The sequence below is a fragment of the Cypionkella sp. genome, assembly GCF_030652235.1.
Taxonomy (GTDB): Bacteria; Pseudomonadota; Alphaproteobacteria; order Rhodobacterales; family Rhodobacteraceae; genus Cypionkella.
This window is the reverse complement of sequence record NZ_JAUSBA010000045.1, coordinates 180650-200000: the sequence shown is the minus strand read 5'-3', so window position 1 is coordinate 200000 and position 19351 is coordinate 180650. Positions and strand designations below refer to the sequence as shown.

Annotated in this window: 17 protein-coding genes and 2 pseudogenes; 5 read left to right on the top strand and 14 right to left on the bottom strand. The window is 60.8% G+C overall.

Annotation, left to right across the window (positions count from 1 at the left end; translation table 11 throughout):
* A pseudogene (locus Q7V03_RS16415) lies at positions 1 to 121 on the top strand (IS5/IS1182 family transposase); the annotation flags it as partial.
* A gap of 350 nt (positions 122 to 471) precedes the next feature.
* Here the strand turns inward: Q7V03_RS16415 and Q7V03_RS23920 are convergent.
* A pseudogene (locus tag Q7V03_RS23920) lies at positions 472 to 636 on the bottom strand (DUF6538 domain-containing protein); the annotation flags it as partial.
* A gap of 491 nt (positions 637 to 1127) precedes the next feature.
* On the bottom strand, positions 1128 to 2129 hold the full coding sequence (locus tag Q7V03_RS16410) for a Hint domain-containing protein (RefSeq protein ID WP_304926666.1): 1002 nt from the start codon (positions 2127 to 2129) through the stop codon (positions 1128 to 1130).
* A 330-nt stretch (positions 2130 to 2459) separates the two neighbouring features.
* Between Q7V03_RS16410 and dapE the strand changes: the two genes are divergently transcribed.
* Entirely contained in the window at positions 2460 to 3614 is a 1155-nt protein-coding gene (gene dapE / locus Q7V03_RS16405) for a succinyl-diaminopimelate desuccinylase (RefSeq protein WP_304926665.1), read from the top strand.
* The gene (locus Q7V03_RS16400; protein WP_304926664.1) at positions 3611 to 4033 is read left to right on the top strand and encodes a GNAT family N-acetyltransferase; all 423 of its coding nucleotides are present in this window, start codon (positions 3611 to 3613) and stop codon (positions 4031 to 4033) included. Before dapE ends, Q7V03_RS16400 begins: the two co-directional genes overlap by 4 nt.
* 116 nt (positions 4034 to 4149) lie before the next feature.
* On the opposite strand, the gene Q7V03_RS16395 is transcribed toward Q7V03_RS16400, so the two are convergent.
* The 11 genes from Q7V03_RS16395 to Q7V03_RS16345 all read right to left on the bottom strand — a co-directional run bounded on the left by Q7V03_RS16395 (position 4150) and on the right by Q7V03_RS16345 (position 15306).
* The gene (locus Q7V03_RS16395; RefSeq protein WP_304926663.1) at positions 4150 to 4962 is read right to left on the bottom strand and encodes an ABC transporter permease; all 813 of its coding nucleotides are present in this window, start codon (positions 4960 to 4962) and stop codon (positions 4150 to 4152) included.
* A complete protein-coding gene (locus tag Q7V03_RS16390) occupies positions 4952 to 5884 on the bottom strand; it encodes an ABC transporter permease (protein WP_304926662.1) in 933 nt (310 codons plus the stop codon). The genes Q7V03_RS16395 and Q7V03_RS16390 overlap by 11 nt, the downstream gene beginning before the upstream one ends.
* A 112-nt stretch (positions 5885 to 5996) precedes the next feature.
* On the bottom strand, positions 5997 to 6995 hold the full coding sequence (locus Q7V03_RS16385; RefSeq protein ID WP_304926661.1) for an ABC transporter ATP-binding protein: 999 nt from the start codon (positions 6993 to 6995) through the stop codon (positions 5997 to 5999).
* 95 nt (positions 6996 to 7090) lie between these two features.
* Positions 7091 to 8257, bottom strand: a complete 1167-nt coding sequence (locus tag Q7V03_RS16380) for an ABC transporter substrate-binding protein (protein WP_304926660.1) — start codon at positions 8255 to 8257, stop codon at positions 7091 to 7093.
* A 203-nt stretch (positions 8258 to 8460) separates the two neighbouring features.
* On the bottom strand, positions 8461 to 8892 hold the full coding sequence (locus Q7V03_RS16375) for a GAF domain-containing protein (RefSeq protein ID WP_304926659.1): 432 nt from the start codon (positions 8890 to 8892) through the stop codon (positions 8461 to 8463).
* 19 nt (positions 8893 to 8911) lie between these two features.
* Entirely contained in the window at positions 8912 to 10012 is a 1101-nt protein-coding gene (locus Q7V03_RS16370; protein ID WP_304926658.1) for an HPP family protein, read from the bottom strand.
* Entirely contained in the window at positions 10000 to 10338 is a 339-nt protein-coding gene (locus tag Q7V03_RS16365; protein ID WP_304926657.1) for a hypothetical protein, read from the bottom strand. Before Q7V03_RS16365 ends, Q7V03_RS16370 begins: the two co-directional genes overlap by 13 nt.
* Positions 10339 to 10494: 156 nt before the next feature.
* Positions 10495 to 11511, bottom strand: coding sequence for a DNA polymerase III subunit delta (gene holA, locus Q7V03_RS16360; protein ID WP_304926656.1), 1017 nt, complete (start codon positions 11509 to 11511; stop codon positions 10495 to 10497).
* Positions 11508 to 11996: an LPS assembly lipoprotein LptE gene (gene lptE / locus Q7V03_RS16355; protein WP_304926655.1), complete on the bottom strand. Its 489-nt coding sequence runs from the start codon at positions 11994 to 11996 to the stop codon at positions 11508 to 11510. The genes holA and lptE overlap by 4 nt, the downstream gene beginning before the upstream one ends.
* Positions 11983 to 14619, bottom strand: a complete 2637-nt coding sequence (gene leuS, locus Q7V03_RS16350) for a leucine--tRNA ligase (protein WP_304926654.1) — start codon at positions 14617 to 14619, stop codon at positions 11983 to 11985. The genes lptE and leuS overlap by 14 nt, the downstream gene beginning before the upstream one ends.
* A 171-nt stretch (positions 14620 to 14790) precedes the next feature.
* Complete coding sequence (locus Q7V03_RS16345) at positions 14791 to 15306, bottom strand: DUF3576 domain-containing protein (RefSeq protein WP_304926653.1); 516 nt, start codon at positions 15304 to 15306, stop codon at positions 14791 to 14793.
* A 450-nt stretch (positions 15307 to 15756) separates the two neighbouring features.
* Between Q7V03_RS16345 and Q7V03_RS16340 the strand changes: the two genes are divergently transcribed.
* Complete coding sequence (locus Q7V03_RS16340; RefSeq protein WP_304926652.1) at positions 15757 to 16689, top strand: porin; 933 nt, start codon at positions 15757 to 15759, stop codon at positions 16687 to 16689.
* A 98-nt stretch (positions 16690 to 16787) separates the two neighbouring features.
* The gene (locus Q7V03_RS16335; protein ID WP_304926651.1) at positions 16788 to 17441 is read left to right on the top strand and encodes a YggS family pyridoxal phosphate-dependent enzyme; all 654 of its coding nucleotides are present in this window, start codon (positions 16788 to 16790) and stop codon (positions 17439 to 17441) included.
* On the opposite strand, the gene Q7V03_RS16330 is transcribed toward Q7V03_RS16335, so the two are convergent.
* Positions 17438 to 19309, bottom strand: a complete 1872-nt coding sequence (locus Q7V03_RS16330) for an alpha-amylase family protein (RefSeq protein WP_304926650.1) — start codon at positions 19307 to 19309, stop codon at positions 17438 to 17440. The genes Q7V03_RS16335 and Q7V03_RS16330 overlap by 4 nt on opposite strands.
* Positions 19310 to 19351 lie beyond the last annotated feature (42 nt).

Below are 19351 nucleotides of genomic sequence, written 5' to 3'. Positions count from 1 at the left end.
AATCGAGAACATGTTTGGCAAGCTGAAGGATTGGCGGCGCATCCACACCCGCTACGACCGCTGCGCCCACACCTTCATGTCAGCCATCGCCATCGCGGCCATCGTCATCTTCTGGATATGATCAATGAGTCCAGAGCCTAGGTCCACGGTCCGGTCAAAGGACTCAAGTTCAGCCTTGTGGGCAGCTTCCGCCATGTCGCGTTCTGCGATCTTGGACGGTTGAGGCATAAGGTGCTGGCGTTCGTGGCGAGGTATGCTGACACGCCTAGGGTCTTCCTTCACCACAGCTATTTGAAGGTCTGACGCGGTGATAGCCCCGCCAGCGACAAGGAACACACGCGCCATTTCGGAGCGATCAAACTGCTTGCGGAGGGCTTCCACGGTCCCGGCCTCTTCGATCAAGGCCCTTTGATCGGTTGGCAGGGTGGCGATAATTTCAACCCGTCTTTTGCGTTTGATCAGCTCTGCTTGGGCCGTGATAACGCCTTCCTTTGCCATAGTAGGATCGGCAGTTTTGAGGCTGGTGGTGAGGCGGTCCCTGCCACCGAAAGCGGGCTGCAACTCGGCTGGAATATGTAGGTTTAGGAAGTAACGCCCGCCACGAATCCGGGTGCCTTCGACCTTTTGCGATGCCATTTTTCTGTGCTGTGTACCAAGTCGAGTTGGTACAGTTTATGGTACAGTTTTGGGTACATGGCAAGCACTAGGCCCTTATTTTATTGAGTACAATGGCTTAGGGGGATCAATCGCAGATGACGCCATTTTTTGATTGATATCTAAATTTAGGTTTTATTGCGTTGACGGGCAGTCAACGCAAATCTGAGGGGTGACTTTAGTGTGACACCCCAACGTTTCGCCATGTTGCATCTGCATTTTTGCGATGAGTGTTCAAGATTGGTAAATGCTTGGCGGGGGTGATGATGCCGTAGCGTATTCTGCTAAAAAGCGCCCGTCGGGTCTTGTCCTGCAAGCGCAATGGCGATGACCACAGCGCAAGCCAGACACTGGTAAAGCATACGGGCGGCACAGAAGTCCGCAGCGGCGCAGGCTTGTTGCTTTTCCATCGTCCAACGCACCCAAGCATCAAAGTCTGGTGCCGATTGGTTGCTGCCTGATGTCTATCTGGTTCAGGCAGCCCGCCGGGGGGCACGGCCCAGAAGGGTCATTAAGGTGAGCACTTCGTAAGTTCGCAAGCAACGCAGCGGCAGATCGCAAGCAGGGTCTTTGCCGATGGCAAGCTGACAGCCGTTGGCTTCAATCAGCGCGGGGCCGCCCAAATCGAGCGCGACCGATCCGGTGATGGCGCGGCGCTGGTCTGAAAGCGCGGTGCGGCCATCCACCAAGGCTCCGGCGGGCATCAGCACGGCGTCGGTGCCGAAGATGTATTCCACCTCGGGGCCAGAGATTGCCAAAAGTTGATCGGCGGAGACCAGCATGTCTTGGGTTTGGCCGAAAAACGGCGCGCGCAGCAGGACGGGGGCGAAGCTGCCACGGGCGGGCAGGGCGAGGCGCTGGGCGGCGCGCAGTGGCATCGGGCCGTCTTCGGTGATCAGGATGTCGCCGGGTTTCAGATGGCCTGCAAGAACCGGGCCGAGGCTGGTTTGCACCGGAGTGCGCAGACCAATCCAGGGGGCCACTCGGGGCGGGGCCGCGCCTTCGGTCAGGCCAAACCACAGCACCGGGCCAGAGGGACGGTGTTGGGTGCAGAGCGTGTGCAGATCGGACAGCGGGATTGGCAATGGGTTCTGACCCTCGGCGGTGATCGCCATCGGCGGGTCGGTGCCGAGAAGTTCAAAGGACAGGCTCCAATGCCTAGCGGGAGCGTTGAAATGGAACGACAGCCGGGCGGTGCCTTTGCCTTGCGGCAGGGGGCCGGGCAGGACATGGCGGGCGACGGCTTTGCCTTGGCGGTGCAGGATGACGATGCCGGTGGCGGGGTCGTGGAAGATCGCGAAGGTGCGTGGCCAGCCGGCGTTGGATTGGTGGTCCAGCAAAAGGCTTGCGTTTTGCAGCGGCAGTGCGAGTTCCATCACGAACAGGCCTTGGTGCAGCATGGCATCCGGCGTGGCGGGCGCAAACAGACCGCGATCCGACAGCGCGACCCAGCCTTGGTGCAAGCTGTCCGTCATCTGCCTATGCCCGATTGACCCGGGGCTATCGGGCGGAAGGGGGCCGTGGTCTGGGTGTGCAAGTCGCCCGCAGTCATCTTTGCCTCGGTTGCCATTGTGACGTGCGTTGCCGCCCAAAGGGCTCGTTGGCCCCGTCGCATGAAATATCTTTATCGCAATTTTGTATCTTTAGATTAGTCGGGATGCGGCGGCGCGGCCATTGTCTTTTGGCGTCAGAGGTCTGCCGGGGCACAATGGTTGCGCGTGGGGCACACAATTGCGGGCCGTTGCATTGATTTGGACGCGGCGGTATCTCGGGGCGGTATGGTTTCTTAGCAAAAGGCGTCTGTCATGGCTGCACATCTCCCGCTCGATCCTGAAAAACTGACTGCTGATCTGATCCGTTGTGCCTCGGTCACGCCGGAGGAAGGTGGTGCCTTGGTGCTGCTGGCAGGAGTTTTGCAGGCCGCGGGGTTTACCTGCACGCGGGTGGATCGCGGCGGGATTGCCAACCTGTATGCGCGCTGGGGTGTGGCGGGGGCGAACAAATCGTTTGGCTTTAACGGTCATACCGATGTGGTGCCGGTGGGCGATCTGGCGGCTTGGACGCAGGACCCGTTTGGCGCGGCAGTGGTCGATGGCTGGATGTATGGCCGGGGGGCCACCGATATGAAGTCGGGCGTTGCGGCCTTTGCGGCGGCGGCGGTGGATTTTGTGCAGCAGACGCCGCCCGATGGCGCGGTGATTTTGGCGATCACGGGCGATGAGGAGGCTGATGCGCTGGATGGCACGGTGGCATTGCTGGACTGGATGGCGCTGAATGGCGAGCGGATGACGCATTGTCTGGTGGGGGAACCCACTTGCCCGAATGAAATGGGCGAGATGATGAAAATCGGGCGCCGCGGTTCGATGACGTGTTATTTTACGGCAGTGGGGGTGCAGGGCCATTCGGCCTATCCGCATCGCGCGAAGAATCCGATGAGTGCATTGGTCGCCCTGATGGCGCGACTAGAGGCAGAGCCGTTGGACGCGGGGACAGCGCATTTTGACGCCTCGACGCTGGCGATCACCACGATTGATTGCGGCAATAAAGCGACGAATGTGATTCCGGCACGCGGGATGGCTACGGTGAATATCCGGTTTAATGACAGCCATTCTGGGGCGTCTTTGACGGAATGGTTGCAGGGTCATGCAGAGGCCGTGCAGGCTTTGAGCGGGGTGAAGATTTCTTTGCGGGTGACGATCTCGGGCGAAAGTTTTGTGACCTTGCCGGGGGAGTTTTCGGCTTTGGTCGCAAAGGCGGTGCAGGCGGAAACCGGGCGGGTGCCAGAGTATTCGACTTCGGGGGGGACTTCAGACGCTCGGTTTGTGAAGGATCATTGCCCGGTGGTAGAGTTTGGTTTGGTCGGCAAGACCATGCATCAGGTCGATGAGAGGGTCGAGGTGGCGCAGATCCATGCGCTGAAGGCGATTTATACGCGGGTGCTGCGGGACTACTTCGCGTGACGCTAGCGATTGTCGAGACTCGGGACATCGCGCTGTGTCGGCAGTTGCGTCGGGTGGTGTTCATCGAGGAGCAGGGTGTTTCAGAGGCCGACGAGGTCGATGATCTCGACGATGTGGCGCTGCATCTTCTGGCGTTGCTGGATGGTCAGGCGGTCGGATCAGCGCGACTGCTGGTGCAGGGCGAGGTCGGCAAGATTGGCCGGGTTTGTGTTTTAAGCCAAGCGCGAGGGGCGGGAATTGGCGCCGCGTTGATCAAGGCGGCTGTGGCGCGGTTTCGCGGGGTTGAGGGTGTGACGAAGGCCAAGCTGGGCGCGCAGGTGCATGCGCTTGGGTTTTACAAGGGGTTGGGGTTTGAAGTGATGGGGCCGGTTTACGATGATGCCGGAATTGATCATCGCGATATGGTGCTGGGGCTTTAAGGCGCGCTGATGCGGCGGGCCTTGCTGGTGCCGCATCAGTGCTGGGGCCACGCCGCAGAGGTCGGGGGGGCCGTTTCCACCTTATATTTCATAGTTTCGACCGAATTGCGGCGGGGTTACTTGCCTGACCCGGCAGTCTCGGAGCCGTTGCGGGTCAGGTAATAGGCCAGCAAAATCGGGAAGAAGGTGGCGGCGAAGACCACCATCGCGACGACATTGGTGACCGGGCGTTGGCGGGGGCGGATCAGTTCCTCCAGCATCCAGATCGGCAGGGTGGCTTGTTGGCCTGCGGTGAAGGTGGTCACGATAACTTCATCGAACGACAGCGCGAAGGCCAGCATCCCGCCTGCCAGCAGCGCGGTGCCAAGGTTGGGCAGCAGAATATGCCAGAAGGTCTGAAAGGCATTGGCACCTAGATCGGCCGAGGCCTCTAGCACCCCCCCTGACAGGCGGCGGAAGCGCGCGACAGCGTTGTTGTAGACGATGACGATGCAGAAGGTGGCGTGGCCGAGGATGATGGTCAGGGTCGAGAACGGAATGTCCATCAAGCCGAAGGCGGAACGCAACGACATGCCGGTGATCACGCCGGGCAGCGCGATGGGCAGGATGATCAGCAGAGAGATTTGCTCGCGCCCGAAGAAGCGGGCTTGCGCCATGGCGGCGGAAATCAGCGTGCCAAGGATCATAGCCAATGCCGTGGCGGCGAAGGCGACTTGCAGGGATAGCGATAGGGCTTGCCAGACATCCGGGCGCTCCCATGCGGCGGCGAACCATTTCAAGGTCAGGCCGGGCGGCGGAAAGGCGTAGGTGCGTTCCTCGGTCGTGAAGGCGTAGAGGAAGATCAGCAGGATCGGCAGGTGCAGGAACAGCAGGCCGCCGATGGCTGCGATTTTGAGCGAGAGTGGGGCTGCGTTGGGGTCAGAGCGCATCGAAAGCTCCGGCGCGTTTGGCGAGGCTGAGGTAGATCAGCATGATCACGATGGGGATGACGGCAAAAGCGGCGGCGAGCGGGGTATTCCCGGCGGTCCCTTGCAGTTGATAGACCGCCATGCCGATGAAATTGGCCGAATTGCCGACGATCTGCGGGATGATGTAATCGCCCATGGTGAGGGAAAAGGTGAAGATCGAGCCTGCGATGATGCCCGGCAGGGCGAGGGGAACGATCACGGTGCGGAAGGTTTGGCTGCTGGTGGCGCCAAGGTCTTGGCTGGCCTCCAGCATCGAGGTGGGGACACGCTCCAGCGCGGCCTGCATCGGCAGGATCATGAAGGGCAGCCAAACGTAGGTGAACACCAGAAACATGCCGATATAGCTAGTGGACAGGGAATTGCCGCCAATACCGGGCAAAGCGAGGGCAGCGTCGAGCAGGAAGTTGGTGTGGGTTTGCGTGACGGCCCAGGTGAGGATGCCCTCTTTCGCGAGGATCAGTTTCCAGGCGTAGACTTTGACAAGGTAGGACGACCACAAGGGCAGCATGATGCCAAGGTAGAATACGGCTTTCCAGCGGCCCTTGGCATAGCGGGCGGCATAGTAAGCGATGGGGAAGGCAAGGATGACCGAACCGATGGTGACCGCGGCGGACATCGTAAGGGTGCGCAGGATGATGTCATAGTTCTGCGGGCGCAGCAGTTCGCCATAGGTTTTCAGGGTGAATTCGCGCACCACCATGCCGGAGAATTCGTCGATGGAATAGAAGGATTGCAGCAAGAGCGCGGCGAGAGAGCCAAGGTAGATCACGCCAAGCCACAGCAGTGGCGGGGTGATCAGCAGCGCCAGAAGCAGCTTGGGCTTGCGCCAGAACAGGGTGGTCAGGCGGTCAGCTATGGATTTGGCGGGGAGGATGGCTGTCATGGTGCGACCCTCTTGCAGTTGCTCTTTTTGAAATACTCCAGCCGGAGGCTCCTGACGCGGATGCGGGAGCCTCCGGCGGAAGTATTTATCACCAATGTGAAATTGCGGCGCATTAGGGATCAACCATGACGTGCAGGGCCTCGGGCGGGAAGCCGAGGCGGATTTCTTGGCCGGGTTCAGGGAGGGCTGTGCCGGAGGGCAGGATGGCGGCGATGTCTTGGCCTTGGGTGGTGATCGCGACGCGGTGGCCGGAGCCGAGGTAGCGTAGTGAGGTGACAATGCCGGAAAGTGCACCGGCTGGGTCGATATGCAGGGTTTCGGGGCGCAAGGACGACCATTTGGCGGGGCCGCCGAGGCTTTGGGTAAGGGCGGGCGGTAGCACATTGGAAGAGCCGACGAAATCGGCGACGAAGCGGGTTTTGGGTTGGGCGTAGATTTCGGCGGGGGTGCCGATCTGGGCAATTTTGCCGTCGTTGAACACCGCGAGGCTGTCGGCCATTGAGAGGGCTTCATGTTGGTCGTGGGTGACGAAGACGAAGGTGATGCCGAGGCGCTGTTGCAGCGATTTCAGCTCGTCCTGCATCGCTTCGCGCAGTTTCAGATCCAGCGCCCCGAGGGGTTCATCCAGCAGCAGCACTTTCGGCTCATTGACCAAGGCGCGGGCGAGGGCGACGCGTTGGCGCTGACCGCCCGACAGTTGGCCGGGTTTACGGCTGCCGTAGGCGTCGAGATGAACGAGGGCGAGCATTTCCTCGGCTTTGGCGTAGCGCTGGGCGCGGCCCATGCCTTTGACCATCAACCCGTAGGCGACGTTGTCGCGGACGTTCATGTGCGGGAACAGAGCGTAATCCTGAAACACCGTGTTGACGTTGCGCAGATGTGGCGGGGTGTTGGAGACATTCTGGCCGAAAATGCAAATCTCGCCCGCAGTGGGCGATTCAAAGCCCGAGATCAGCCGCAGGCAGGTGGTTTTGCCGGAACCCGAGGGGCCGAGCATGGCAAAGAATGCGCCCTCGGCGATGGTCAGATCGACGCCATCTACGGCTTTGATCGGGGCGGAAGCGGGGCCGAAGTGGCGGGAAACGCTACGAAATTCTACGGCTGCGGGCATGTTGTGGGGCCTTTATCCGCCAAGGCGGGAGGGACAGGCAGGGGCGTTGGCCCCTGCCACAGGGGTAGGGTGCGTGATCTCACGCACCGCTGGTTTTAACGGCCGCCGATCACGCCGATGTAATCCGACACCCAGCGATAGTAGGGCACGCAGGCACCCTCGCCTTGGGCGCAGTTGGCAGTAGGGGTGGTCCAGAACCGGATTTTGTCGAAGTTATCCAGACCGTTGGCGGTGCAACCCTCAGCCGTCTGCATCCCCGATTTATCGGTGCAGGCGGCGGGCACCACTGGGTTGCCACCGAACCAGACCGAAAGATCCGATTGCAGGTTGGAGTTCAGCGTATGCTCCATCCATTTGTAAGCGCAGTTCGGGTTGGCAGCATCGGCGGCGAGCATGGAGGTGTCGGCCCAGCCGGTGGCACCTTCCTCGGGGATCGTCGAGGCGATCGGGAGTTTTTCAGATTGCAGCAGGCCGACCTGGAACGGCCACGAGCCCGAGGCGACGACGCCTTCGTTCTTGAAGTCATCCATCTGGATATAGGCGTCGTGCCAGTAGCGGCTGACCAAAGTGCGTTGGGTGCGCAACAAATCGAGAGCGGCTTTATATTGATCCTCGTTCAACTCGTAGGGCGAGGTGATTTTCAGTTCCGGCTTGTGGAACATCAGATATTGCGCGGCATCGGCGATGTGGATCGGGCCATCGTAGGCCTGCACGCGGCCTTCGTTGGATTTGCCATCGGGCAGATCCATCTTCTCGAACACGATGTTCCACGACTTTGGCGCTTCTTTGAACACATCTGTGTTGTACATCAACACGTTAGGTCCCCACAGATAGGGGGTGCCGTAGTGGACGCCATCGACGGTAAACCATTTGGCATCTTGCAGGCGCGGGTCGATTTTCGACCAAGACGGAATCAGCGCAGTGTTGATTGCTTGCACGCGCTTGCCTGCCACCAGCCGGAGCGAGGCGTCGCCCGAAGCGGTGACCAGATCGAAGCCGCCTTCGTTCATCAAAGCGACCATTTCGTCCGAGGTGTTGGCGGTCTTGACGTTGACCTTGCAGCCCGACTCGGCCTCAAATTTGGTGACCCAGTCATAGGCTTTGTCGGTTTCGCCGCGCTCGATATAGCCCGGCCAAGCGACGATATTGACTTGGCCTTCCGAGGCGCCAACCTCGGTCATCTCGGCGAAGGCGGGGGTGATGGCGGTGGCGAGGCTGGCGAGAAGCGCTGCAGCCGTGGCGGATCTGTGGGTTTTGGTCATCGAAAGCTCCCTGTGATTGAGCAAAGCCGGGTTCCCGGTCATCGCATCAGGGTAGCGGGGCGGCGCGGTTTCGCAACAAAAAATCGCGGCGTGGCGGTAGTATTTTGATCAAACAATAAAGGCGCGATGCGGAATGACGGGTTAGCCGATGGCTAGCCCGCCGGACCCCAAGGATATTTGCGCACGGAGGCTGGCCCGATGCCTTAGCCTTTGGCGAGTTCGGCCGCAAGTTCAGCGTGGTATTTGCGCACGAGGGCTTCGTAAGCCGCCAGTTTTTCTGGGCTGAAGTGGTGTTCTTCGGCCAGCAGGTTGACGGTGCCGAGGACATGACCCGCCTCCACCAGCGGGATGTTGATGCAAGAGCCGAGGCCCAGCGAGGTGATCAGGGCGTGGTCGAAAAAGTATTTCGCAAACTCGGGCGTGGTGTTGGCGACAAAAGTGTGTTGCCCGGTGATGCAGAAGTCATACCAGCCGTCGCGGGTCAGCGGTTTGGTGCCCGATACCGGGTATTCGACCGGATGCGAGGTATAGGCGCGGCGCGCCACATCCAGCGTTAAATCTTGCACGGTGACGGTGAACAGGCGGGTGCCAAGCGCAGCGCAGGCTTGGTGCAGGGTGTCGTAGACATGGGGCATTTGCAGTCTCCGTGGGGTCTTAGCTGGGCATGTGGCCTGACAGCAGGGCGATCATATCAGAGCGGGTGATCAGGCCGACAAGCGTGGTGCCTTCAAGGATGGGGATCGCCTGTTGGCCGCCGTCGGCAAGGAGGGCGATAAGCTCGGCCAGCGGGGTGTGTTGGGTCGCGGTTCGGGTGCTGGTGTCTAGCAGTTGGCGGGCAGAGAGGTTTGGGTCAGCTCGGCCAACAAGGGCGGATTGTGAGACGAGGCCGCCAAAGCTGCCATCGGGGTTGCGGATCGGCAGGGACTTGAAGCGGTGGCTGCGGAAGCTTTCGGCGAGGTCGGGAAGCTTGGTGTTTGGGGCGATCTGGATCAGGTCGCGCGACATCATTTGTGCGGCGTTGGTGGGGCCAAGGTTGCGGGCGTTGGCCTCGGTTTCGGCCGTCTCGATCAGGCGGGCAAGGTCTTCGACGCCAAGGTTTGAACCGAGGCGGAGCCGGGTCAGGGTGGCGGCGAGCACTTCGGGCGAGGGGATAAAGCGGCGGTCTGGGGCATTGTCTTTGGTGCCATGTTGCGCGGGTTCAGCGGCGATGCGGAACGGGTAGCGCCGACCGGTCGCATGGTTCCATGCTATGCCGAGCAGAACAAGCGCAAGGCTGCCGCTGGCGACGGGGAGGAGAAGGTAGGGCAGGCCGGGGAGGTGATCGGCTTGGGCCGAAAGCACGGTGGCGAGGGCGACGGCACCGCCCGGCGGGTGCATGGCGCGCAAAGCAGCCATGGCGAAGACGGCCAGCATCACGGCGGTTGCTGCCGCGGGCAGCGCGGGCAGGCCCGCATGCAGGATCACGATGGCGGCGAGGGCGGAGGCAATGTTTCCCAAGACCACCGCCCAAGGCTGCGCCATCGGGCTGTTCGGCACCGCGAAGATCAGGAAGCTGGAGGCCCCGAAAGGGGCGATCAGGGCGGGATGTGTCATCAGGCTGGCGCTGGGGTTAAGCAGCCAGAGCACTGCGGCGGTGAGGGCAAGGCCAAGCGCGGCTCCGAGGCCTGAGCGCAGGGCCTCGGTCGGCTTTGGCGCGGGCATCGAGGGGCCGAGGCCGTGCAGGATGTGTTTCAGGGTTTTGCTTAGCTGGGCCATGTGGCGCTTGCGATCAAAGTGAGTTCGGACTCTGGGGTCGGCAGTGTCGGAGGATCGGTTTGCCAGAAGAACAACCGGACATGGGCTGCGTCTTTCGGTAGGTCGCTATCCGCTAGGATTTGGTAGTGCATCTGGAAGCCTTCCAGCAGCAAGCCCTCGGCGTAGAACGGGATTTCTTCGGCTTCTAGCAGGGCATCGGTGCCTTGCTGGGGTTCCCATTCGGTGCTGTTGGCCCAGATCACTTCGGCCTCGACCTCGGGGTGTTTGAGGGCAAGTTTGGTGAGAGGGGCGAGGAAAATCTCGATCGGCGAGGAGGATTTGGGCATGTGGGCCTGCTGTGGTTTGGTTGGGTTGAAGCAGGTGGGACGGGCGGGGTCAAGGTTTCGCTTGCGGCTGGCATGGAACCGGGGGTTTCACACCCCCGGACCCCCGTTTGATGTTTGAGCCAGTGTGAAAGCAAATTTTAGATAAATCGTAGGGATTTAGCCGCGCTTCATCATCGCCAATCGGATCAGCGCGCGCTCCATCACCGCCATCGCGGGCGCGCGCGAGGTCGAACGCAGGGTGAGGTCGGTTTCCACAAGCAGGCTGAGCGCATCTTCAAGGCGCAGCATGCCCCAGTTGGAGGCTTGGCGTTGCATGGCGTCGCGGCGGGGGCCAAAGATGCGGGCTTTCATGATTCCCGAAGAAATACCGCCGGGGTCAGAAGCGGCGATATGCAGGCTGCGGAAATGGCGAAGTGCGCCGATACACAGGGTGACGGGCAGGATGCCTTGGCCCTCAAGTCGGCGCAGCAGCGGCCCGATCAGCTTGGCGTTTTGATCAGCGGCGGCGGCGATCAGATCATCGACCTCAGCCTCAATCGTAGCGGGGGCGAGGGCTTGGATTTCTTCGGGGGTGAGGGGGGTGGGGTCGTTGTATTTGTAAAGCGCGATTTTTTCCAGGGTTTGGCGGAAATCACCGGGGTCGAGGGCGCGGGCGAGGGTGGCGAGGTCGGCCATCGCTTGCGGCGCGAAGTTTTTCAGGCCAGCTTTGGTAAGTTCAGCCTCAATTTCTTCGCGGGTCGGTGGATCGTCGTAAAGGCCGATGCTGACGGCGTTCAGGTGTTTCTCGAACAAGGTTTTCAGGGTGGATTTTCCGGTCAGATTGCCCCCTGTCACCACGATCTGCGCATCGCCCGCGCGCCAGTCTTGCAGGGTGGCGGCGATGGAGGCGGTGAGGCCATCGGTGGCATCTTCCAAGAAAGCCACGCGGGGGCCGGGGAAGAAGCCTGCTTCGCGGGTGGCGTCGGTCAACAGGCTGGGGGATTTGCGGAGGTCTGAGGCTTGGATGCGGGTCAGGCGCATTTCAGCCTCGCCTTGTGGGCCGATCAGGGCAGCGATCGCCTCTTGCCGTTTCAGCGCTACGCGCATGGTGTCGGCCCCGAAAATCAAGAGCCCTGCGCGGTTGGGGTCGGGTTTGGCGCAGTAGCGGGAGGCTTCAATGCCGGCGAGTTTCATGTGTTCCAGCTGCCAGAGGTCGCCAGCAGTCTTGCGGTGATCTGGTCAGCGAGGATGCGCATCAGGCGGCGGGCGGCGTCTTCCTGGGCAGCGAGGCCCGCGACGGTCGATCCGGTGGCGGAGTAGGAGGTGAAGCTTTTCACTTGCCCGCCACTGACGCGGGTGCCTGTGGCGCGGTTGGTCAGGGCCCAGTCGATCACGCCGTTCAGGTTATAGCGGGTGATGGCGTTGTCGGGGGTAATGCCTACTCCGGTGGCGGTGGTTTTGATCGTGTAGGTCAGATCGAAGCGGTCGGCACTGGGGCGGCCGAGGCGTTCTTCGAGACGTTCCACAAGGTCGAAGGCGTTTTTGTCGTTGGGGTCGGCGACGCGGATGCTGGATTGGATGCCTTGGGCGGGGCCATTTGGGCCATAGGCGGGCGTGAAGCCGCAGGCCGTAACGGCAAGCGGCATTAGCAGGAACAGGCGGCGGTTAAATGACGACATTGATGATGCGCCCCGGCACAACGATGATCTTCTTCACAGGCGCACCTGCGAGGAACTTCACCACAGCTTCATCCGCCAGCGCGATCTTTTCAACCTCGGACGCGGGCATATCTTTTGGCACGCTGATTTCCGCGCGGCGTTTGCCGTTGATCTGGATCGGCAGAGTGACGGTATCATCCACCAGCAGGGCCGGGTCGGCTTTCGGCCAGGGGGCTGTGGCACACAGGCCCGCGCCGCCCTGATAGGTCCAGATCGATTCGGCGATGTGGGGCGTCATCGGGCACATCAGTTGCGCCAGCGTGCGGATGGCATGTTTCATAGCATGGGTAGAGCCGTTGGCTTTGGCCAGCGTGTTGGTCAGGCCGTAAAGCGCCGCGATGGCCTTGTTGAAGGCGAAGGTTTCGATGCTGCGGGTGACGTCCTCGACGGCGCGGGCGGTGGCTTTTGCGATGTCTTGATCACCGACGCCCTGATGGTCGGCGGGCATGTCGCCGATGCGCGAACACAGGGCCCAGACGCGGGACAGATGTTTGAAGGTGGCTTCGGCACCCGAGGCTGTCCATTCCACATCGCGCTCCGGGGGAGAGTCGGACATCACGAACCAGCGGGCGGTATCGGCCCCGAACGCCTCGATGATATTCATCGGATCGACAACGTTTTTCTTCGATTTCGACATTTTGGCAGAGGGGATCACCTCAACCAGCGCGCCTTCGTCGTTCAGGCCCTGAAGCCATGCGTCAATGTCGGCGATCATATCGGGATCGGGCGGCGGCACATCGCCGAGCACGGTGATGCGGCGGTCAGCCAAGCTGAAACTCGTCACATCTTCCGGCAAATGATAGACTGGGCGGCCGTTGGCGTCGGTGGTTTTGTAAATCTCATGCGTCACCATGCCTTGGGTGAACAAGGCGTTGAACGGTTCGATGGCTTTCGCGGGCAAGTGGCCCGTGGCGTGCATAGCGCGGGCGAAAAAGCGGGAATACAGCAGGTGCAGAATCGCGTGTTCGATGCCGCCGATGTATTGATCGACGTTCATCCAGTAGTCGGCATCTTCCGCGATGGTTGGCGTTGTCGCATGGGGGGCGGTGAAGCGGGCGTAATACCAGCTGCTGTCCACGAAGGTGTCCATCGTGTCGGTCTCGCGGCGGGCATCGGCGCCGCAATTCGGGCAGGTGCAGTTCCGCCATGTCGGGTGACGGTCCAGCGGATTGCCGGGGATGTCGAACGTGACATCATCCGGCAGCTTGACGGGCAGGTTTTCTTTCTTTTCGGCCACCACACCGCAAACCGCGCAATGGATCACCGGAATAGGACAACCCCAATAGCGTTGACGGCTGATGCCCCAATCGCGCAGGCGGTAGTTGGTCACACCGCGACCGATGCCCCGGGCTTCACATTCCGCGATGGCGGCGGCGACGGCGTCTTCGCCAGTTTGCAGATCATTGCCTGCAAAGCCGCGGATATACTGCACACGCTCGGATTTCATCGGGACGTAGGCTTCATCCAGTGCCACTTCTTCTGCGCCTTCGGGGAGGAACACCGCAGGGATCGGCAGGCCGTATTTGGTGGCAAATTCAAAGTCGCGGGCGTCATGCGCGGGGCAACCAAAGATCGCCCCGGTGCCGTAATCCATCAGCACGAAATTGGCGATATAAACCGGAAGTTCGACGGTGTTATCAAACGGATGCAGCACGCGGATGCCAGTATCCATGCCAATCTTCGTGGCGGTTTCCATCGCTTCGGCGGTGGTGCCACCCTTGCGACATTCGGCGGTGAAGGCGGCCACGGCAGAGTCGTGACGCTCCAGGTGTTTTGCCAACGGGTGATCGGGCGAGATCGCCGCAAACGACGCACCCAGCAGGGTGTCGGGGCGGGTGGTGTACACCTCAATCCGGTCAAAGCCATCCGGCGCGCCTGTGGTGCTAAACGCAAATTGCAGGCCGCGCGATTGGCCGATCCAGTTGGCTTGCATCAAGCGGACCTTTTCGGGCCAATCCTTCAACCCGTCCAGCGCGCTCAGCAATTCGGCGGAATAATCGCTGATCTTGAAGAACCATTGCGTCAACTCACGCCGCTCAACGGCGGCATTCGAGCGCCAGCCCTTGCCGTCAATCACCTGTTCATTCGCCAGCACGGTCATATCGACCGGGTCCCAGTTCACCACGGCGTTCTTGCGGTACACAAGGCCCTTGGCCATCATGTCGATGAACATTGCCTGCTGCTGGCCGTAATATTCCGGATCGCAGGTGGCGAATTCGCGGGACCAGTCAATCGACAGGCCCAGTGGCTTCATCTGCTTGCGCATCTCGGCGATGTTGCCGTAAGTCCATTCTTTCGGATGACCGCCGCGTTCCATCGCGGCGTTTTCGGCGGGCATCCCGAAGGCGTCCCAGCCCATCGGATGCAAAACGCTGAACCCCTGCGCCGCCTTATAGCGCGCCACCACATCGCCCATGGTATAGTTGCGCACATGGCCCATATGGATGCGGCCCGACGGATAGGGAAACATCTCCAAAACATAATACTTCGGCTTGGACGGGTCGCGCCGCGCCTTGAACGTCTCGGCGCTATCCCAAGCCGCTTGCCATTTAGCTTCGATGGTCTTGGGTTCGTAGCGCGACATATCAGGCCCCTCAGGCTAGTTCCTTGGCGCAATTACACTGGCTTGGGGGCCAAGGTCCAGCCTGCCCACATCCTCTGTGCTCAAATATCCCGGGGTACGTAGGCGTTTGCTGCGTAGCAGCGAAGAAACGCTGAAGCGGGGGCTGGCCCCAACTTGAGCAAAGAAGCGCGCTTACAGCCCGCTGTCTTGAATACGCAACTGACGCGCGCGGGTCAAAATCGCATCTTCCACCGCGCGGATGGTTTCAGGCGACACCGCACCGCCACCGCTGCCCTGCATCGCCACTTTCAGACTGCGCGCATCCAGGGCCGGGTCCTGCACATAGATCGTCGCGCGCACCGAGCGGCCCCCACCCGGAGGCGTGCCATACCCGGTCACGATCACCCCGGTGAACGGGTCTACCGATTCGATGGGCAGAAAGTTCAGAATGTCGAGGCTGGCCTTCCAGAGGTATTTGTTGACTTCAACCGTGGTGTTGGGGTTGTCCGATTTGCGAAACAACTGACCGATCCCGGTTTGGCGACCCTTCGCCGCTTCGCGGTTTTCGCGCGACAGTTCGGCCTGCACTTTCGGGTCATACGACCCGCCGCCAGCTTTACCCAACAGGCCACAGGCGGAAATCCCGGTCAAAAGCGCGGCCATCAGCCCAAAATTCAGCGCTTTACCCATGATACGACGCAAGATCATCCGGTTTCCCCATGCCAACCTGTCGCTGTTTATACTGACAGCCTCGGGCGTGCCAAGGCTTTTCCGCCGGACGCAGGGTTTCAGCCCACGCACAGCTTGTGGCACAGCAGGGCCTCTCTACCAAAAGTGGGGCTTAGGTCTGCGCATGGTGCCCTGTATGCAAAAAACCATAGGCCTTCCCCGCGGGGAAAGACTTAAGAATCGCGCGCAACCAACCGCGCTTCTGGTAAAAGCGCGCCTGCACGCATCCACAGTTCAAGGTTTTTGCACCAAAAGCTGCGGCCGTGGCGGGCGCTGCGACTGTGGCAAGCGTGCATCACCGATTGCCCGATTGGCCCGATTGCTGCGCTTGCCGTTGCAATCAGGCCCGTGGCAGGGGAAAACGGCGTCATACCTGCTTCAGCATCGCTTGAGTATGGTCGCGTCTTTGAGAAAAAACGAGGAAACACCATGAACAAACTTCTTCTCACCACCGCGCTGCTCGCAGCAACCGCTGGCGCAGCTTCGGCTGAAATCACCCTGAGCGGTTCGGGCCGTTTCGGTCTGGTCTATGACGACACAGCTGGTGTCGGCCAAGCCGAAACCACACTGGCCTACCGTTTGCGTGTGAACGTGAACGCAAAATTCGAAGCTGACAACGGCGTCACCTACGGTGGTCGTATCCGTTTCCAGAACGCCCAAAACACCGCCGTGGCGGACACTGGCGGCGACCGTAATGCTGCTGAGTTCAGCCCGGCAATGCTGTACGTTGAAGCAAGCGGCGTTCGCGTCGAAGTTGGTAACGCCAACACCGCAATCGACTCGGTTGCTCTGATGTACAACCCGGAAATTGGCTTCACCGAATCGTCCTACGGCGATCCGCAAGGCTCGTTCTTCTCGTTCAGCAGCGGCCCATACGCAGTAAATCGCGTTGGTGTCTATGCAGCTTACTCGGTTTCGGGTGTGAACCTGAAAGCTTCGTACGTTCAAGCAGACCAGAACGACACGACCGATGACGCGAACGAAACTTCGATCGCAGCTGACTACACCATGGGTCAGTTCACCGTTGCAGCGGCTTACGCTGACAAAGGCGCAGGCATTGTCGGCAACTACGTGACCTTCGTTGGCGTGGCTTACAAAGTGAACGACGTCGCAAACGTTGGCTTGAACTACAACGACAACGGTACGTCCGGTTTCGGCAAAACCACCACGATCTATGGCAACTACACCATCAACGGCATCACCTTGGGTGCATATGTGTCTGACTCGGACGCTGCTGCAGCTGACACCGCTTACGGTCTGGGCGCTGCCTACGACCTCGGCGGCGCAACCCTTGCTGGCGCAATCCACTCGGGCTTCGCTGGCGAAACCTACGCTGACCTCGGCGTGCGTATGTCGTTCTGATCTAACCGATCAAAACACTTCGGAAAGAGCGGGCCTTGTGCCCGCTCTTTTCTTTTGTGCGGCGCAGTGATCAAGTGCCGTCACACAGGGGGGATGGCATGGCGTTGCAGGCAATTTTAGCGCGGGTGCGGGCGGCCGAGGCACTGGCGGGACGTGGCCTTGGTTCGGTACACCTGATCGCAGTCAGCAAAGTGCAACCCGACGCGCGGGTGCGTGACGTGCTGATTGCCGGCCATCGGCTGTTTGGCGAAAATTATGTGCAGGAAGCGCAGGCGAAATGGCCGGGGTTTCGCGCCGAATTTGACGCGGTGCAGGTGCATATGATCGGGCCACTGCAAACCAACAAAGCAAAACTGGCGGTCGAGTTGTTCGATGCGATCCATACCGTGGATCGCGCTTCTTTGGCTGACAAACTGGCGAAACTGGCGCAGGCGCGCGGGGCCTGTCCGCAGATGTTCGTGCAGGTGAATACCGGGGCCGAGCCGCAGAAGGCCGGGGTTTTGCCCGCAGCGCTGGATGGCTTTATCGCCGACTGCCGCGCGATGGATCTCAGCTTGGCGGGCCTGATGTGCATCCCCCCCGAGGGCGAGGATGCAGGCCCGCATTTTGCGGCCCTGGCCGGGATGGCCGCGCGCAACGGGCTGACGGGCTTGTCGATGGGGATGAGCGGCGATTTTGAAGCCGCAATCGCGGCGGGTGCCACCCATGTGCGGGTCGGCAGCGCGATTTTCGGCGCGCGGAGTTACGGCTAAGTCAGCCAAACCCGCGCATAGGGCGGCAGCGCCAGATAATCGCCATGCAGCGTCACGATCTGATCCGACAAGGCATCATGCCAATGCGTGATGCCGTGGGCTTGCAACCAGCCACCCGCGACATGCTGCCAGTGATGCGAAAAGTTGAACAGGCACAGAATCGGCCCAGTTGGGGCGCCCCTTTGCACCGCGAACAGGGTGGGGTTGCCAGTTTGCACGATCTGCGTCGGATGCCCACCATGCAACCCCGGCGTGGCGCGGCGTCTGGCAAGGATGTGTTGGGTGCCAAGAAAGCATTGCGACGACAGGGAATTGCCTGAATGGCGCGCTTGCGCCAGCGCCCAATCCATTTGAGGACGGTGCATCCAGCGGCTGTCATGGGCGTGGGCGGGGTCGGCCAGATAGCTGTGGTCGTTCAGCATCGCCAATTCATCGCCCATATAGATCAAGGGAATCCCCCCAAACGCCGCGATCAGCGCATGGCCCATCAACATCCGTTGCACGGCCATTTCCCGGTCATGCGCGTCTGTCGCCTCTAGCCCAGCAAGCGACGCAAAGCTGCCGGAAATCCGCTTGTCTCCGGTGGCCTCATTGATCTGAAACGGGGCCCCTTCGGCGAAACTGCCCGGAAAGCTGCCCTGGTAGAAATCGGACAGAAAGCGGCGGTGCGCTGCGCCGGAAAGCCCGCAGGCGGCTGCATCTTCGTCGGTGACCGCCCAGCCAATGTCATCGTGGCAGCGGATATAGGTGGCATAGGTGGCGTTGGTCAAACGGTCCGGAAAGTGGCTGGCCAGCACATGCGTCATCAGGCGGGTGTCACGGGTGGCAAGCGCGCTCCAGAATTGCACCATCAGCGAGTTGTGATAAGCCAGATTGCCTTCGCGCCCGTCATGCGTGCCGCGCCCGAAATAGGGCAGCATTTCTTGCGGGGAAACGATGGCTTCTTCCAGATGGATCACCGCAGGCGCCGTAATCCGACAACAGGCGCGCAAGGCGCGAAGCAGCATATGCACCTCGGGTTCCGACTGGCAGAGGGTGCCAAGACGCTTCCACATGAAGGCCACGGCATCGAGGCGGAGAACGTCAACGCCTGCGTTGGCGAGGTGCAACATGATTTTCGTAATCTCAAGGAAAACCTGCGGGTTAGACCAGTTCAGATCCCATTGATGTTCGTTAAAGGTGGTCCAGACCCATTTATCGAAATCGGGGTAGTAGGTGAAATTGCCGGGGGCGTTGTCGGGGAAAACCTCGACTAAGGTTCTGGAAAAAGCCTGCGGTTCGTCGGTGGTGTCAAACATCCAATACAGGTCTTGCGCCGCTTTGTCGCCAGTGGCCGCCGCCTGCGCCCAAGGGTGTTCCTTGGCGGTGTGGTTCAGCACAAGGTCGATACACAGCGAGATGCCACGCTTGCGCAGTTCGGTTGAAACCGCTTTGAAATCGTCAAGCGTGCCGTAAGCCGGGTTGATGCTGCGGTAATCCATCACCGCATAGCCGCCATCGGAATCGCCGGGGCGGGGGGTCAGGCAGGGCATAAAATGAACGTAGGTGATGCCGAGATCTTCGAGGTAGTCGAGGTGATCGAGCACGCCGCGCAGGTTGCCTGCAAAACGGTCGATGTAGAACACATAGCCCGCCATATCAGCGCGCTGGAACCAGTCGGGTTCCAAATCGCGCTTTAGGTCCAGCAGTTTAAGGTCGGCGGGGCGGTCTTTCCAACCCTCGGCAAGGACGGTCTTCAGATCGGTGCAGAATTGGTTGTAGCCGGGGTGTTGGCCGTAAAGCTGATCCAGCATCGGCCACAGATCAGGGGCCGATCGCGCCATGCGCAGGGCAAAAATCTGGTCGTCCGGTTTTACAGTTTTGGCCATCGTGTCCCCCATTTGGGTCAGGATAGGATGGTCGAACCGCTT

Excerpts from the sequence above, each read along its gene's own strand:
- Q7V03_RS16340 (WP_304926652.1), top strand. The coding sequence starts at position 15,757 with ATGAACAAACTTCTTCTCACCACCGCGCTGCTCGCAGCAACCGCTGGC.
- Q7V03_RS16330 (WP_304926650.1), bottom strand. The coding sequence starts at position 19,309 with ATGGCCAAAACTGTAAAACCGGACGACCAGATTTTTGCCCTGCGCATG.
- Q7V03_RS16380 (WP_304926660.1), bottom strand. The coding sequence starts at position 8,257 with ATGACCAAAACCCACAGATCCGCCACGGCTGCAGCGCTTCTCGCCAGC.
- Q7V03_RS16345 (WP_304926653.1), bottom strand. The coding sequence starts at position 15,306 with ATGATCTTGCGTCGTATCATGGGTAAAGCGCTGAATTTTGGGCTGATG.
- lptE (WP_304926655.1), bottom strand. The coding sequence starts at position 11,996 with ATGTCGTCATTTAACCGCCGCCTGTTCCTGCTAATGCCGCTTGCCGTT.
- Q7V03_RS16395 (WP_304926663.1), bottom strand. The coding sequence starts at position 4,962 with ATGCGCTCTGACCCCAACGCAGCCCCACTCTCGCTCAAAATCGCAGCC.
- Q7V03_RS16335 (WP_304926651.1), top strand. The coding sequence starts at position 16,788 with ATGGCGTTGCAGGCAATTTTAGCGCGGGTGCGGGCGGCCGAGGCACTG.
- holA (WP_304926656.1), bottom strand. The coding sequence starts at position 11,511 with ATGAAACTCGCCGGCATTGAAGCCTCCCGCTACTGCGCCAAACCCGAC.
- Q7V03_RS16375 (WP_304926659.1), bottom strand. The coding sequence starts at position 8,892 with ATGCCCCATGTCTACGACACCCTGCACCAAGCCTGCGCTGCGCTTGGC.
- Q7V03_RS16390 (WP_304926662.1), bottom strand. The coding sequence starts at position 5,884 with ATGACAGCCATCCTCCCCGCCAAATCCATAGCTGACCGCCTGACCACC.
- Q7V03_RS16410 (WP_304926666.1), bottom strand. The coding sequence starts at position 2,129 with ATGACGGACAGCTTGCACCAAGGCTGGGTCGCGCTGTCGGATCGCGGT.
- leuS (WP_304926654.1), bottom strand. The coding sequence starts at position 14,619 with ATGTCGCGCTACGAACCCAAGACCATCGAAGCTAAATGGCAAGCGGCT.
- Q7V03_RS16370 (WP_304926658.1), bottom strand. The coding sequence starts at position 10,012 with ATGGCCCAGCTAAGCAAAACCCTGAAACACATCCTGCACGGCCTCGGC.
- Q7V03_RS16385 (WP_304926661.1), bottom strand. The coding sequence starts at position 6,995 with ATGCCCGCAGCCGTAGAATTTCGTAGCGTTTCCCGCCACTTCGGCCCC.
- Q7V03_RS16365 (WP_304926657.1), bottom strand. The coding sequence starts at position 10,338 with ATGCCCAAATCCTCCTCGCCGATCGAGATTTTCCTCGCCCCTCTCACC.
- dapE (WP_304926665.1), top strand. The coding sequence starts at position 2,460 with ATGGCTGCACATCTCCCGCTCGATCCTGAAAAACTGACTGCTGATCTG.